Origin of the sequence: Streptomyces sp. CB02400, from assembly GCF_001905725.1 — a bacterium.
GTDB classification, from domain to species: domain Bacteria; phylum Actinomycetota; class Actinomycetes; order Streptomycetales; family Streptomycetaceae; genus Streptomyces; species Streptomyces atrovirens.
In genome coordinates this window covers 1,167,300-1,182,046 of record NZ_LIWB01000001.1, presented here as the reverse complement: position 1 = coordinate 1,182,046, position 14,747 = coordinate 1,167,300, and the positions used below count along the sequence as shown (strand labels likewise).

8 protein-coding genes are annotated in these 14,747 nt (G+C 71.3%); 6 read left to right on the top strand and 2 right to left on the bottom strand.

The features are described from left to right. Positions 1-21: 21 nt before the first annotated feature. Together AMK33_RS04935 and AMK33_RS04930 are read right to left on the bottom strand one after the other, a co-directional pair. Positions 22-1,722, bottom strand: a complete 1,701-nt coding sequence (locus AMK33_RS04935) for a hypothetical protein (protein WP_073931537.1) — start codon at positions 1,720-1,722, stop codon at positions 22-24. A 130-nt stretch (positions 1,723-1,852) separates the two neighbouring features. Beyond that, a complete protein-coding gene (locus AMK33_RS04930) occupies positions 1,853-2,107 on the bottom strand; it encodes a hypothetical protein (protein WP_073931412.1) in 255 nt (84 codons plus the stop codon). A 107-nt stretch (positions 2,108-2,214) separates the two neighbouring features. Between AMK33_RS04930 and AMK33_RS04925 the strand changes: the two genes are divergently transcribed. The 6 genes from AMK33_RS04925 to AMK33_RS04900 all read left to right on the top strand — a co-directional run bounded on the left by AMK33_RS04925 (position 2,215) and on the right by AMK33_RS04900 (position 14,725). Further along, entirely contained in the window at positions 2,215-3,078 is an 864-nt protein-coding gene (locus tag AMK33_RS04925) for a hypothetical protein (RefSeq protein WP_073931411.1), read from the top strand. Positions 3,079-3,147: 69 nt separating this feature from the next. Next, the gene (locus AMK33_RS04920; protein WP_073931410.1) at positions 3,148-4,272 is read left to right on the top strand and encodes a hypothetical protein; all 1,125 of its coding nucleotides are present in this window, start codon (positions 3,148-3,150) and stop codon (positions 4,270-4,272) included. Beyond that, entirely contained in the window at positions 4,269-5,774 is a 1,506-nt protein-coding gene (locus tag AMK33_RS04915; protein WP_073931409.1) for a hypothetical protein, read from the top strand. The genes AMK33_RS04920 and AMK33_RS04915 overlap by 4 nt, the downstream gene beginning before the upstream one ends. Then, on the top strand, positions 5,771-7,120 hold the full coding sequence (locus tag AMK33_RS04910) for an AAA family ATPase (protein WP_073931408.1): 1,350 nt from the start codon (positions 5,771-5,773) through the stop codon (positions 7,118-7,120). The genes AMK33_RS04915 and AMK33_RS04910 overlap by 4 nt, the downstream gene beginning before the upstream one ends. Positions 7,121-7,302: 182 nt before the next feature. Beyond that, entirely contained in the window at positions 7,303-13,977 is a 6,675-nt protein-coding gene (locus AMK33_RS04905) for a DUF3320 domain-containing protein (RefSeq protein WP_073931407.1), read from the top strand. 178 nt (positions 13,978-14,155) lie between these two features. Next, a complete protein-coding gene (locus tag AMK33_RS04900; RefSeq protein WP_143203806.1) occupies positions 14,156-14,725 on the top strand; it encodes a hypothetical protein in 570 nt (189 codons plus the stop codon). Positions 14,726-14,747: the final 22 nt, after the last annotated feature.

The window sequence follows — 14,747 nt, the reverse complement described above, 5'->3', positions numbered from 1 at the left end:
GCGTTCTGTCGGGAAGGACCGTCAGCGGGTGGACCCGTGCCGGTCGAGATGCGGTGGTGTGCTGCGGAAGTCGTCGAGCAGTTCGACGGCCGCCAGGGCACGGATGGACTCGAGGTCCGCGCCGCTCGTGAGGGCGGTCCGGCGTGCCATCGGCTCCAACGGCGGCACCAGTCTCCTGGGGACCGTGTCGGGCAGCTCGTACCGTGCCCGGTCGAGGGGCACCCGGAAGAAGACGTCGTATCCGGACTCGTGCCGCGCCGCCTCGTCGATCCGGCCCTCCGTCTGGTTGAGGCGGGCCTGGGACGACTGGTCCTTCTCGTGTTCGTACCGGCGGAAGAGGTCGCGGCAGTGCCGCTCCCAGTCTTCTGCCCCGTGGTCGAGGCCGAGTTCGAGGAAGGGGTTGGTCATCGGCCCGCGCCTGTTCTTCGGTGTGTCCCTCCAGGTGCGCACATGGCTGAGATTGCGCTCGGCGATCGGATCACCGTTCTCCGCCGCCTTCACCGCGTATGTCTCCGCCAGCACCAATTGCTCCCTCGCGGCCCTGTCGCTTCCGGCCTCGGGCGAGGTGACGGCGGTGGTGTACGCGGCGATGGTGTACGCCTCGTCCATGATGCCGGTGGGCAGGGCCGACTCCTTCTTCCGTTCCCGCACGAAGGACTCGGCCTGACGGCCCGCCCCTTCGAGGTCGCCGGACTTCAGCAGGTCATAGGCCCGGTTGAGCGCGACCAGGGCGTAGAAGTCACTGCGTCGGGGATCGACCGGAGCGGTCGGCCGCCACAGCGCGGCCATCAGCTTCCACAGTCCTCGGTCGCGGACGGTGTCGCCGTCCCACTGGCCGACGAGTGCCCCGGACCTGAGGTCGCGCAACTGGATCTGCTGGGCGCGCGGCAGTGCCGCGTCCAGAGCGTCCAGGGACGACAGCTGACCGTCCCTGACCACGTCGTACAACAGGTCCCAGACGTCCTCGGGTTCCTGCCTCATGATCGTCTCGTCGGCCAGGAACGCCCTGCGGCGCAGCATGCCGTGCCAGCCGAGCCGCTCGGCCTCCTGCGGGCCGACCGAGTTCGGGGTGAGGCGGGCCCTCAGGTAGAGCGCTTCCTCCTCGTCGCGTGCCTGCCATGGCTCGTCCTCGGCCAGCAGACCCCCGTGGTCCACGAGGTCGTCGAGGACGGACAGCGGAGCCCAGGGGAGAACGTGGGCCAGGACCGCGTTCGGCACAGGGATCGCGCCTCGGGTGGCCGCGGTGGCGAACAGAGAGAAGGCGGGCCCGCCCGAGACCGCGCGGAACCTCGTGCCGACCAGTTCGAGGCCGGGAGCGGTCGAGCACAGGATCCGGCACCGTTCCGTTCCCGGCTCGTTGAGCCAGCGCACTTCGGCGGCCCACAGACTTCGCAGGTGTCCGAGGACGCTGCGCGGCTCCAGAGTGGCGAGTCCCGCCCGGACCGCCGGGAGCAGGGTCTCGCGGTCAGGTGTCCCGGTGACGGCCCGGTCCAGCGTCTCTCGCTGGTCGTCCGTCAGCGTGGACGCCTCCACGATGTCCCGCAGTACCGCCAGTACCGCGTCGACGGCCTCGCCGCCGTTGACGCCGAGCCAGCGCCACTTCCGCTGGGCGAAGCCGGTCGCGCCGGCCTGGCCCTGGCTCGACCGGCGCTCGCGCGCTCTGGCCAGGCGCTCCTTCTCGGCGGCTATCGCCGCGCGGCGGGCGGCAACCGGGTCGGTCATGTCGTACACGCCGACACTGTAACCGTGCACGAAAACTTCACCCACCCCTCCCCTGAACAGCGAATCCGCAGGTAGCATCCCCGCCGAGTCCCGGAGTGCGGTGCCGGACGGAAACATGTCGCACCCTGCCTCAGCCGTCCCTCTTCCACTCCTGGCACCGGTTGGTCCTGAAGTACTCGCCGCCGACGCCCTTGGCCCGTTCCCAGCAGTAGCCGAACTCGTCCGTGCGGAAGGCGGACGATGTGTCGGTCCACGGCATGGTGTGGCAGGCGGCGATGCCGGTCCCGACGAGCACCGCGGGTGCGGTGATGGCACCCCGTGCGGTGAAATGACGGGCATGGAGGGCGATCAGCCGCCCCAGGACCGGTACGACAGCGGCCTCCATCCGCTCGGCCGACGCCTCGGCAGTGAGGCAGGACCGAGCATAGCGCAGAAACTTGGAAATGTTTGGAGCATCTTGGAATTCAATGGCCGAGACGATACGCTGCCCGCATGACCGCATCGCTGGAGGAACTGGAGGAGCGTCTGGCGGAGTTGCGCGCCAGGCTGCGTGAGGCACGCCGTGCTCGTGACACCTCGGCCGCTTCCGGCATCCGACGTGAGCTGCGAGTGGTGGAGGAGGCTTGGGAACGGGCACTGGACGCGGAGGAGGCAGCCGCGCCCGAGCCCGGCGAACAGCGGTCCCCGATCCGCGCGGCCGCCCCTCGGCCGGCTCCACGAGAGAAACGTTCCACTCAAGGCGCCGTCCCCATCCGGGAACAGGTCCATCAGTCACTCACACTGCTCGGCGCCCCGGCAGCTCCCAAGCTCATCTCCTCCGTGTACGAGGCCTTCTTCACCGAACCGCTCGTCGCCACCAAGCTGGCCTCGCTCCGCCGCGACGAGGAACGCTCGTTCAGCGCGCAGGGGTACGCCCGCCCGTACTACATCTGCGCGGCCCTCACCCACGACCGGCTCACACCCGCGCGCGGTCTGCTGGCCGTATCGGTGTGGCCGCTGGAGCGGCGCGTCATCGCCCCGCTCAGCCCACGCGCCGACTTCCTCACGCATGCCGTCGGCACCGCCGAGCAGATCCAGCGGCTCACCACGGCCGGCCACCCCCCGTCGGACACCGCCTGGCAGCTGCTGCGCCGTTTCGCGCTCAACATCCCCGGCGCGTACGAGAGTGACGACATCGATCCCGCCCGGGTGATCTCCGCCGCCCGCACCGAGGCGGCGGTCCACCAGGAGTCCGACACCGCCGAACGGCGTGCCGCCGCAGACCGCGCGCGGGCCCGGCTCACCGACGTACAGCAGCTTTTCGGTGCCGCACCGCTGCACAACGCACTGCGTGACGCGGGCGGCGCGAGCAACTGACACGCGACCGGGGCCGCCGCGTCCCGCCACCGCACCATGCCGTGCCACAACACCCGGTAAGAAGAGAAGATGCCTCCGCAGCACCCCTTTGAGCCCTCCGACAGCCGGCTCGCCACCCTGCGCGGACCACGTTCCCCTCAGCCGTACACCGCGCGCAAGATAACCGCCCTCACCGCCAACCCAGCCTGTTCCCGCCGCGCCGTGCTGGACGCCGCCGGGGTCGACAAGGCCGTACTCGCCCAGCGCATGGGGTACGAACCGCGTTTCGGCCAGTCACCCTTCGCCATAGCGCGCGAGCAGGCGTTCGAGGCACTGGTGAAGTGGGGCGGTTACGCGGAGCTGATCCGGCTGCTCCGTGAACAGCTCGGCATCCCCGTGGAAGAGGCCGCTGTCACCGACCTGAGCGAGGTGGGCGGCGACACCTCTCTGAACCGGCGGGCGACCGAGACCCGGCACTTGCTGAAGCGCCTGGCCTCCGGCAGCGACGAGCGCCTGATCCTCGACCGGCCGCTGCTGACCCTGGAGGTCGCCGGGCAGACGGCCTACCTGGAACCCCAGGCCCTGACCCACCGCGTCGGCGGCCTGTTCTATCTGGCCGAGATCCGCTCCTTCCCCGCCATCGACGGACAGGCCAATCCGACTGCCGTCGCGCAGACCGCGAAGCAGGCCGCCGTGTCCGTCCTCGCCCTGCGCCGCGCCTTCGCGGATATGGACCTCAACCCGGAGCAGATCGCTCACGAGTTCCTGCTGATCTGCCCCAAGGACTTCTCCAACCGTCCCTACGGCCGCATGGTGGACCTCCGTCAAGAACTCGACGCGCTGCTCTTCCAGTTGACCCGGTTGCGCCGCGCCGACGACCTTGCGCTCGGCCTGCCGCCGTCGGCGACCCTCGACACCGACCGCGACGAGGCCGAACTGGACGCGTCGGTCGGTGCGCTGGACGCCGCCTACACCCCCGACTGTCTGTCCTTCTGCGAGATGGCTCGTTACTGCCGGGACGAGGCCACCGCCTGTGCCTCCCCGACCCGCCTCGGGGGCACGGTCCGCAACACCCTCCCCGGCATCGACTCCACCCGCACCGCCCTCGCCCACCTGGAGGGTGTGCATGCCCCGGGGCCCGCCGAGGCCGCCGCCATCGACCATTTGCGCGCCGCGGAACGGCTGCGGCGACTGCGCCGGGGTGGTGCCGCATGAGTGCGCTCACCGCCGTGGCCACCCTGCGGGCCACCGAGACCGGCCACGCCGAGCGGCTGACGACGGTACGACACGACCATCTGGACGACCGCCCCTTCGTACTGGTACCGCTGAGGCTCGCCGGCGAGGCCTGCGCGCCGCTGGCCGCCCTCGCCGGCACCGATCCCGCCGACCCCGTCCTGCTGACGGTCCGGCAACCGCGCGACCGCGGCGAACGGTTCCTCTTCGTGGAGCGCCTCGCCGCGCTGCTGCTGCCGTACATCGAGGAGTGCCGTACGGCGGAAACGGAGACGTACACCATGGGCCGCGGCCCGGACAAGGAGGAGCGCCGGCGCCCTCTGCGCGCGCCACAACTCCTCGTACCCAACGGGGACGGCATCGCGTACGTCCGGCTGCTCGGCCGACTGACCCGGCTGCGTGCCGTCGAGGGCCCGTACGCCGTGGACCCGGCCGTGCCCGTCCTCGGCAAGTGGCTGACCTGGTTCGCCGACCGGGCCGAGTTCCCGGGCTCCGGCCTGCTGCAGGCCATGACCCGGCTGCTGGCCGCCCACTGGGCCACGGGGCAGAGCGCCGCGGAGGACTCCCACCTCGCCTCGCTGCTCGCCTGGATCGACCCGCCAGGAGGGCACACCGGCGCGGAGGCCGCCCGGGAAGCGGAGGACCCGTTGTTGTACCCGCCCGCGGGACCGGCGACGGACGTCGTCTTCGACCGTACGCTGGACGAGCTGATGTCCCGCTACGACGAGGCCGGTGACGACCGCGGCCGGGAGGCCGTCGGGCGTCAGATCGACCGCGAGCTGCGCGGCCAGATGCTGCCCACCTGGGAGCTGATGTGGCGCGGAGTGGAGCTGTTGCGCGAGCTGCCGGAGGGCGGACACGTGTCCGAGCGGTGGGCGTACGACCGCCGGCTGTTCGCCGAGTACGCGGTCTACCTGGACGAGGACGGCCGCCCGCAGGCCCGCCGCGACCACGCCGTCGGCGCGGCCCGCCGCCTGGCGCGCATGGAGGAGGCGATGGCGCGGTACGACGCGGAGCGGGCGTTCGACGATCCACTGGTGATGGCGGAGTACGAGCTGACGGGTGAGGCGTTCACGGGGGTGGTCGTGGCCTGCGACGAGGACCGCTTCCTGCCAGGGGCGAGAAGTCCGAAGTGGCGCCCGACGATCACCGTGCGCAGCGAACTGCCCGTACGCCTCCGCGCGGGCACGGAGATCAAGTGCCCTGCGCGTCCGGGCCAGAAGGCGGAGATCGTCGAGGTGTCCCCGGACGGCAACGGCCACACCGTACTGATCCAGTTGAACGGCGGCTTCAACAACAAGCGCAAGCCTCCGGCTCCGCCGGGCACCCTGGCCGAAGTGGACGAGACGGTCACCTACACCTCCGTCGACCCCAAGTCCATGCCGTCCGTCCTGCCCGCCGAGGAGGACACCCCGTGGACCCACGGAGGGCCGCCCGAACCCTACGAACCGACCGATGAGGACGCAGAGGAGATCTGGGAATGACCGCCGCTCCGGAGACCGGCCCAGCCACTCCCGGCGTCCTCGCGGACCGGGCGGTGGCGGGCATCCTCACGGCGCTGGACACGACCACCGGCCGGGGCGTGGTGGTCGACTCCCCACCCGGCGCGGGCAAGTCCACGCTGGTCAAACGCGCCACCGGCCACCTCACGGCGGCCGGCCACCAGCTGATGATCGTCGCGCAGACCAACGAACAGGTCGACGACCTGGTGGACAACATCGCCCGCGAGTACCCGGACCTCGCGCTCGGCCGCCTTCACGCGAGCGCCTTCTCACTCCCGGAACGGGTGCGGCGGCACGCCAATGTGACGGGCAGCAAGGACATATCCGATCTGCGCGACCTGCCGGTCGTCGTCTCCACGGCGAAGAAGTGGTCGTACGTGAAGCCCGACAAGTGCGACCCGTGGCGCTGGGCGATCGTCGACGAGGCCTACCAGATGCGGTCGGACGCCCTGCTCGCCACGGCACCGCTCTTCGGCCCGGAGGACTCACAAGTGCTTTTCGTGGGCGACCCCGGTCAGCTGGACCCGTTCGCCACCGTGGACACCGACCGCTGGCACGGCCTGACCTGGGATCCGCTGCGCAACGCGGTCGACGTCACCCTGGCCCACAACGCGGACCTGGAACGCCATCAGCTGCCGGTGTCCTGGCGCCTGCCGGAGATGGCGGCATCGCTGGTGCAGAAGGCGTTCTACCCCTTCTACCCCTTCACCTCGGGTACGACGGCCGCCGACCGCGTCCTCGGCTACAGCAGCGAGGCACACCGTCCCACCCCGCAGGACGCGGTCCTGTCCCGCGCGGCGGAGTCGGGATGGGGTCTGCTGGAGCTGCCCGCCCGGCACACCCTGGACGACGACCCGGAGGTCGCCGAGGCGCTCGCCGCGACGGCGGCCCGCTTCCTGGAGCGGGGCGCCCTGGTCAATGGTGAGCCGCTCACCGCGTCGCGCATCGCGATCGGCGCGGCACGGACCGTCCAGGTGGAGGCGGTACGGTCCCGGCTGGCGGCGCGCGGTCTGACGGCCGTCACGGTGGACACCGCCAACCGGCTGCAAGGCCGCGAGTTCGACGTCACCCTGGTCTGGCACCCGCTCTCCGGCCGCCAGGACGCCTCCGCCTTCCACCTGGAGACCGGCCGTCTGTGCGTCCTGCTCTCCCGGCACCGCTTCGCCTGCGTGGTGGTGGCCCGCGCGGGAATCACCGACCTGCTGGACCGGCATCCGCGCAGCAGCCCGGTGTATCTGGACGTGCCGCCGAAGTTCCCGGACGGGTGGCGGGCGCACCAGGTGGTGATGGAGCACCTAGAGAACCGTGACCACAAGGTCCACTTCTGATTTCCACACCGTCACCATAGAATCCGTCCGTCCGTGGGGGGGCGAGTGCGACAAGACGAACATGTCACACAGGGGGGATCAGATGGACAACGCCGGGCCCGCCCGCGTTTCCATGTCCCTGACATGAAGTCCGTGCTTTCCCTCTCCGGTATGAGCAGCGCGACGCGAGAGCAGGGACAACCGTGACGACCATTCCGGGTGCATTCGGGGGCGGCAGCGATCTGGAACGCCTCAAGGCAGTCCTGGCGAACTGGCGCACGTCGCTCGTGGACCTCAGCGGACGCAACCGGCTGTTGAACTTCCGACACACCCGCACCTCGACACTGGAACTGTCGGCCCCCTTGCCGTCGGAGCTGGTGAGGCTGCTGGAGAACCACGCGCTGCGCTTCGCGCCGCTCCCGGACGAGGTGCCCGCGGAGGATGAGGAGCAGGAGTGCCCTCCTCCCGGTGAGGACGACATCGTCACGCAGAAAACCACGGCCCCCGCGCTGCAGAGGGCGCTGCGCTCCCTGCGCTCCAAGGCGACTCAGGTGTTCAACGACTACGGTCTGTGGACCCTCCACCTGGGCGTCGGCATGCTGCACTGGCGTGAGGACGGGGCCACCACCAGCAATCAGGCGCCACTGATCCTCTTCCCGGTGGAAATCGTGCGGACGCCCACCGGACAGGTACTCCTCCAGGCGAACGAGGACGAGGACCCACAGCTCAATCCCGCACTGCCCATCAAGCTGGAACAGTTCGGCATCGACTGGGCGCCCGTCGCGGAGACCGACTGCCGTGACGTGGACGCGGTGGTCGAGGCCGTGCGCGGGGCGGTGGCCGGCAAGTCCCAGTGGGAGGTGGAGGAGCGGGTCGTCATGGCACTCTTCGCCTCCCACAAGGAGTCGATGTATCGGGACCTGCTGGAGAACGAACACCGGCTCCTCGCGAGCGACCTGGTGCGCGCGGTGGCGGTGGGACCCGGCGACGCTCTCGCCTCCGACCGTTTCGACTTCGAGGAGGTGCCGGCGGAACGGGTCGACGAGCTGGCCCCTCCGGAGGACGCTCCGCTGGTTCTGGACGCGGACACTTCGCAGCGGCAGGCAGTCGCGGCAGCCGTTGCGGGCCGGTCCTTCGTGCTCGATGGTCCTCCGGGGACGGGCAAGAGCCAGACCATCACCAACATCATCGCCGGACTGATGCACGCTGGCCGCAGCGTGCTGTTCGTCAGTGAGAAGGCGGCGGCGCTGGACGTCGTGCTGCAGCGGCTGAGGTCAGTGGGTCTGGACTCCTACTCCTTCGCCCTGCACAGCCGCAACACCAGTCGTAAGGCCGTGGCGCAGGAACTCGGCCGTGCGCTCTCCGAGCAGCCCCAGGCAACCGGGCTCCCCGACCAGGAGAGGGTCCAGGCGCGCCTCGACCGCGAGGCACTGTCCGCGTACGCCGCCGCGATGAACGAGGTGCGCCGCCCCCTGGGTCGCACCCTGCACGACGTCATCGGCCAGGTGGGCCGTCTCGACGACGCCCCGGTCGCCTACCTCTCCGCTTCCGATGACGGTTCGTCCCGACTGTTCGCTCCCTCCTCCCTGACCGCGGCCGACCTGGCCGACGTGCTCAAGGCCGCCGACGCTGTCGGTGACGCCTGGCAGGCGGTGGCCGACCCGGGCTTTCCGTGGCGGGGACTGCGCACGGACCGGCCCCACCCCGGCCCCGCCCTGGAAGAGGCGCGCACGGCCCTGAGCGGACTCCTGTCCGCCCTCGACGGCTACGGGGCGCTCGCTCCGGAGGGCGCGCAGTTCACGACGTCGGACCAGGTGGACCGTCTCGTCCGGCTGCTCCGTCTGCTGGACGAACGGCTGCCTGTGCCCGAGTGGTGGCTCACCGAAGCCGACATGGCTCACGCCGTGACCGATCCGGTCGAGTCCTTCCTCGACGCACTGCGCCGCGTACGGCGTGCCCAGCAGACCGCGCAGGACCTGGTGGGCGACCGCTGGCAGGAGGTGTCCCCGCGTCTTCGCCCCGAGCCGCCGGCGGCGGAGCGGGCTCTGGTCTCCCTCGAGCCGCGGGGTCTGGATCTGACCGGCCTGACCGAGCGGCAGGCGGAGAACCTGAGCAGGGACTTCGAGAAGGCGGCCGACCTGCTGGGCAGCGCCACCTCCTCGGCCCGCGAGCTCGCCCGGGACCTGGGCGTCGACGAACCACATTCGCTGGCTGAGGCGACGGCCCTGTGCGATCTGGCGGACCTGTCCGACGTCCCGCACCGCCCACTGGAGGCGTGGCTCGCCCCGGAGGACTTCGCCGCCGCCCAGCGAGCAGCCCTCGGTCTCGTGGCGACCTCTGTGAGGGAGTTCGAGGCCTGTCGTGACCGCACGACCGCAGCACGGGCGACAGCGCGGGAGCACGCGGGGCCTGGCTGGGCGGACCTGCCGTCCCACCTGCCCCGAGAGCCGGAGGCAGCGGAGGCCGCGCTCGGATTCATGGAGCCGTCCGGTGCCAACCTCACGGTCCTCGGCCGGGACGAGGCCGACTCGCTCGCCTCCCGCTGGGGCACCCTCGCCGACATGCTGGAGGGCACCGCCAAGTGCGCGGTGAACGTGGCGGAACTGCTGGGCTGCGAACCGCCGGACACCGCCTCCGCGACGCGGTCCGTGACCGGGCTGGCCGCGCTGGCCGGCCCCGTCCACCGCGCTCCGGTCTCCTGGTTCGATCCGGCCGTGCTGCCCCGGGTACGCCGAGCCGTTGACGAACTGCACCGCCTCATGGACGTCCTCGACCGGGCCCGTCAGGAAGCGCAGGACGTGTTCGGTCCCGGTACGCCCTACACCGAAGGGCTGACCGACGCGGTGCGCCGCCTCTCGGAGAACGGCCGGCGCTTCGCGGCGGCTCTGTCCTCCCAGGTCCGGGCCGACCGGAAACTCGTCGGCGGAGTCAGCACCGGCGGATCCTGGAACAGCGGCCTGCAGGCGGAACTGGGCAAGGCGGCGGCCTGGCAGCAGGCACACCGGGCCGTGCGTGCCGCGGTGACCGAACACGCGGAACTGCTCGCCGCGTACGCCGGTGACGACCTGCCCGACATCAACGCGCTGGACGGCGCGCTGCGCCAGGCCGAGGATGCTCACCGGCTCGCCCCGGACGTGGTGGCCGACCCGGTCCGTCGCAACCGTCTGGCCGTGCAGCTGGCCCACGGGTCCGTGTCCGACCCCGCGCTGTCCGAGTGGGTCAAGCGGCTGGAGGACGACCTGAGCACGTGGGGCTCGGCACTGCGGGAGTCACGGCTGCGCGAGCACGGCACGGACCTGGGCCGTCTTGGATCGGCGGCGACCGCCGTGTGGCTGCGCGCCCACGTGCCGGCGTTGGAGGACGCCGTGAGACTCATCGACACGGTCCAGTCCGTCGGTCGCCGGGAGTTCCCCGGGACGACGGGCCACACCCTCGCCTCGGCGCGCGCGGCGGTCGCCGCGGCGCACTCGGCGCAGCGGGAGGACGCGGCGTTCGCCGCCCGGGAGGCCCAGGACCGGGAACTGCTGTGCGCCTGGTACACGGGCCTGGACACCCGTCTCGACGACCGGCCGGACACCGGCGGCGGCACGACGGTGGAGAGCGACCTGCTGCGCCAGGCCATGCGGCTGTCGTTCACCAGCGACGGGCCTGAGACGGGATCTGTCCCTGTCCGGACCGCTGAGCTCCTGGGCGAGTACGCGCCGGACGGCCGTCCCCGCACCGCCGCCCTGGCCGCGGCGCTCGCCGCGGCGTCCGACGCCCACCGGCTGGCCGGCCCGGTCCTGGCGGACCCGGTCCGGCGCAGCGGTCCCGTCCGCGCCCTCTGCGCTCACCAGCCCGCCGTTCCAGGGCTACTGGAGACGGCCGCCCGCCTGCGGGCGGAGTGCGCCGACTGGGAGACCTTCACGCACTCCCCCGCGCTGGCTGCTGCCGCCCCCGGTCTGCGGGCCCGTTCCCTGCCCGAGGGCGCGGCCTGGCTGCGTGCCCACCTCGATCCCCTCGACGAGGCCGCTTCCCTGATTCACTCGGTGGCCCGTGCCACGGGCTCCCCGGGCGGGGGCGCCGACTGGTTGTCCCTGGGCGGCGCCCGCTCCTCCGTGGCGGCCGTGGTCGCAGCCCGCGCGGCCGAGGAGGATCTCCTGAGCTCTGAGGCTGACCACCGCTGTCTGCTCGGTGACCTGTACGAGGGAGTGCACACTTCCCGGGAGGCCGTCCACCGCGCCCTGGACTGGACCCTCGGTGTCCGGCGCACCGCTTCCGTCACCGGCTCGGCCGCCCCTCTGGAGCCCGAGGCCGCGCGCCTGCTGCTGCACGCGGCGCCCGACTCGTCGGTGGAGCGCCGCAACCGTGACTGGCTGGAGCGGTCGGAGGTCCTCGTCGACTACTTCGTACCGGCCCGGGCAGCGGAGATCCGCACCGAGTTGGAGGCCGGGTTCCCGTCCGCCCGGACACTCCTAGACCGCATGTCCGACGATCCCTACGGCCCGGACGCCTGGCTCCGCTCGGCCGAGGCCCACGAGGTGCTGAGCCGGTACGGGCTGGAGAATCTGCCGACGCAGCTCGCGGACCGCGAGGTTCCGGCGTCGCTGTTCCCCGTGGCCGTGGAGCGCACCGTGCTGCGTGCCTGGGTGGAGCACCAGTTGGCGTCCGACAGCCGTCTCGCGGTGGTACGGGCCGCCGACCGCGACCAGGTGGTGGAGCGCTACCGCCGACTGGACCGCGGGCTGGTGCAGGCCGCCCACGCGACGGTGATCGATGCCTGCAACGCACGACGTCCGCGCCGGGCGACGACGGGTCAGGCCGCGATCCTGAGCCGTCAGGCGAAGCTGCAGCGGCGGCACATGCCGGTGCGGCGGCTCCTGAACGAGACCCGGGACGTCGTACAACGGCTCAAGCCGTGCTTCATGATGAGCCCGCTGACGGTCAGCCAGTACCTGCCGCCGGACTTCCGCTTCGACGTGGTGATCTTCGACGAGGCGTCCCAGGTCCTTCCGCAGGACGCCGTGAACGCCATTTACCGCGGTGACGCCCTGATCGTGGCGGGCGACCCGCGGCAGCTCCCGCCCACGTCGTTCTTCAGCGCCGGCGGCGACTCCGACGATGACGACGAGTGGGACGAGGAGGTGCCCGATTCCTTCGAGTCCATTCTGGACGCCTGCAAGGCCAGCGGGGTGCTGCGTGAGCTGTCGCTGCGCTGGCACTACCGCAGCCGCCATGAGAACCTGATCGCCTTCAGCAACCACGAGTTCTACGACGACTCCATGGTCGTGTTCCCGGGCGCGGTCACCGACGGCCACGACGTGGGCGTCGCGTTCTACAAGGCCGACGGCGTGTACGACCGCAGCGGCAAGCGCGACAACGTCCGCGAGGCCGAACTGGTGGCCGAGCGGGTCGTCCACCACTTCTCGACGCGACCGCACCTGACCCTGGGCGTCGTCACGCTCTCCAAGGCACAGGCGGACGCCGTCGAGGACGCCGTCACCGAGGCCCGCAGGTCCCGGCCCGACCTCGACAAGTACTTCACGGAGGACCGTCTGGGCGGCTTCTTCGTGAAGAACCTGGAGACGGTGCAGGGCGACGAGCGCGACGTGATCGTCCTGTCGGTCGGATACGGCCCCGACGCTCAGGGCAAGCTGCGTTCCTCCTTCGGCCCGATCAACCGCGAGGGCGGCTGGCGGCGGCTGAACGTGGCCGTGACCCGGGCGCGGCACCGGGTGGAGGTCGTGGCGTCCTTCCACGGCGCCGACCTGCCGGACAGCGCGAACAAGAGCGTCCAGCACCTCAAGCGCTACCTGCAGTACGCGGAACAGGGCCCCGCGATCCTGGCCACGGCCGCCCCCGACGCGGACGCCGCGCCGGAGAGCCCGTTCGAGGAGGACGTGCTCGACACCCTGCGCGGGTGGGGCTACGAGGTGCAGCCCCAGGTGGGCGTGGCGGGCTTCCGGATCGACATGGCGGTCCGGCACCCCGGCGCCCCCGGCTCCTACGCGCTCGGCATCGAGTGCGACGGCGCGATGTACCACTCCTCCCGCGCGGCCCGCGACCGCGACCGGCTGCGCGAGGAGATCCTGCGCGGCCTGGGGTGGAACCTGCACCGGATCTGGGGCACGGACTGGTACCGCAACCGCAAGGACGCGCAGCGACGGTTGCGCGAGGCGGTGGAGACGGCCTGCGCGGCCGACCCGTACGCGCCCGCGTCGGAACCTGCTCCGGCTCCCGCGCCCGAGAAGGCCCCGGCGGAGATAGCGATCGTTCCGGTCACCGAGTCCGACCGCTCCGAGTGGAGCCGGCCGTACCGCGCCCTGGGCTGGGAGGAGCTGTACGACCTGAAGGACGCCTTGTCCGCGGCCGCCCGGCTCCCGGGCATCGACCTCCGCGACCCCGCCGCCCAGAAGGTGGTTGCTGAAGTGGCCCTCCACATCCTCACCATGGAAGGTCCCATCGAGGAGGACGTGTTGATCGGCCGGGTCCGCAGTGCGTGGCTGCTCGACCGCTCGGGTCAGATCGTGCAGGGCAGCGTCCGCGACGCGCTGGCACGACTGCGCCGGAAGAAGAAAGCGGTCCAGTCCGGGACCGTCTGGGACGTACCCGGACGGGCCGTGACGATGGCCCGGACTCCGAGCCCGGACTTCGACCGCAAGAAGGTCTCCCAGGTTCCTCCCGCGGAGCGTCAGGTCGCCCTGCTCGGCATCCTGTCGGAGTCACCGGGCATGCGCCGCGAGGAACTGGCCAGGGAGACGGCCCGGTTCTTCGGGTGGCTGCGCTTGGGGACGGACATCCGGGCCGCGTTCGACCAGGACATCGAGGAGCTGATCACCAGCGGGCTCGTCACCACGGGTCCGTCGGGGCTCGTGCCGGTGGACGACGTCACCGGGTGACGACCGTGCGCTGGTTCAAGGGAGGGACCGATGACGACCGGCGACCCGCGCGAGCGGAGCAGTCCGCTCACCGACCGGTCGCCAGTGGCGTGGTGAGACCTCGATGACGGTGAATCCGGTGTGTTGGCGGGTGATGTCAGGAAGAATGCCGTGAAGTCCGTGAACGAGGGGGCGAGTGATGGGTGCGGCTCTACTGGCACTTGCGGCTGCAGTGATCGGAGGCGGGGTCTCCCTGGCTTCGGTTCTCCTGACGCAGCGCAGTGCGGAACGCGGGTGGACCCGTGAGCACGAGCGGATCGAGCGTCATCGTGAAGAGGACCGGATCCGTGAGCGGGACAGCCGTCTGCTGGAGGAACGGCGGGCCGCATACACGCGGTTGAACGCCACGGCGCGAGCGGCCCGGGATGCTCTGGCCGGGTGCATGCACGATCTGCGCCGGGGCGGCTCCTTCGACGAGGCGCGACGGGCTGAACTGGAGGAGCGCTGGAGTGCCTACGTCGTCCAGCACGCGGAGTCTCACATGATCGTGTCCGATGCCGTGCTGCCCGTTGCGGGCGCCGCCAACGGTTCGCTGCGGAAGATCTACGGGCTGGTCCAGCGCCTGGATTCGGGGCAGTCGGACCGGGAGGAGGAGCTTCAGGAACTGAGTCGACGGGTGGACGACCTCTGGGACCGGCTGACCGCCCTGAGGGATGAGATGCGCCGGGATCTCGGCATCACTGCGTGCGTGGAAACCCCCAGTAGGTAGACGCGTGAGGTCGTTGGGCTGG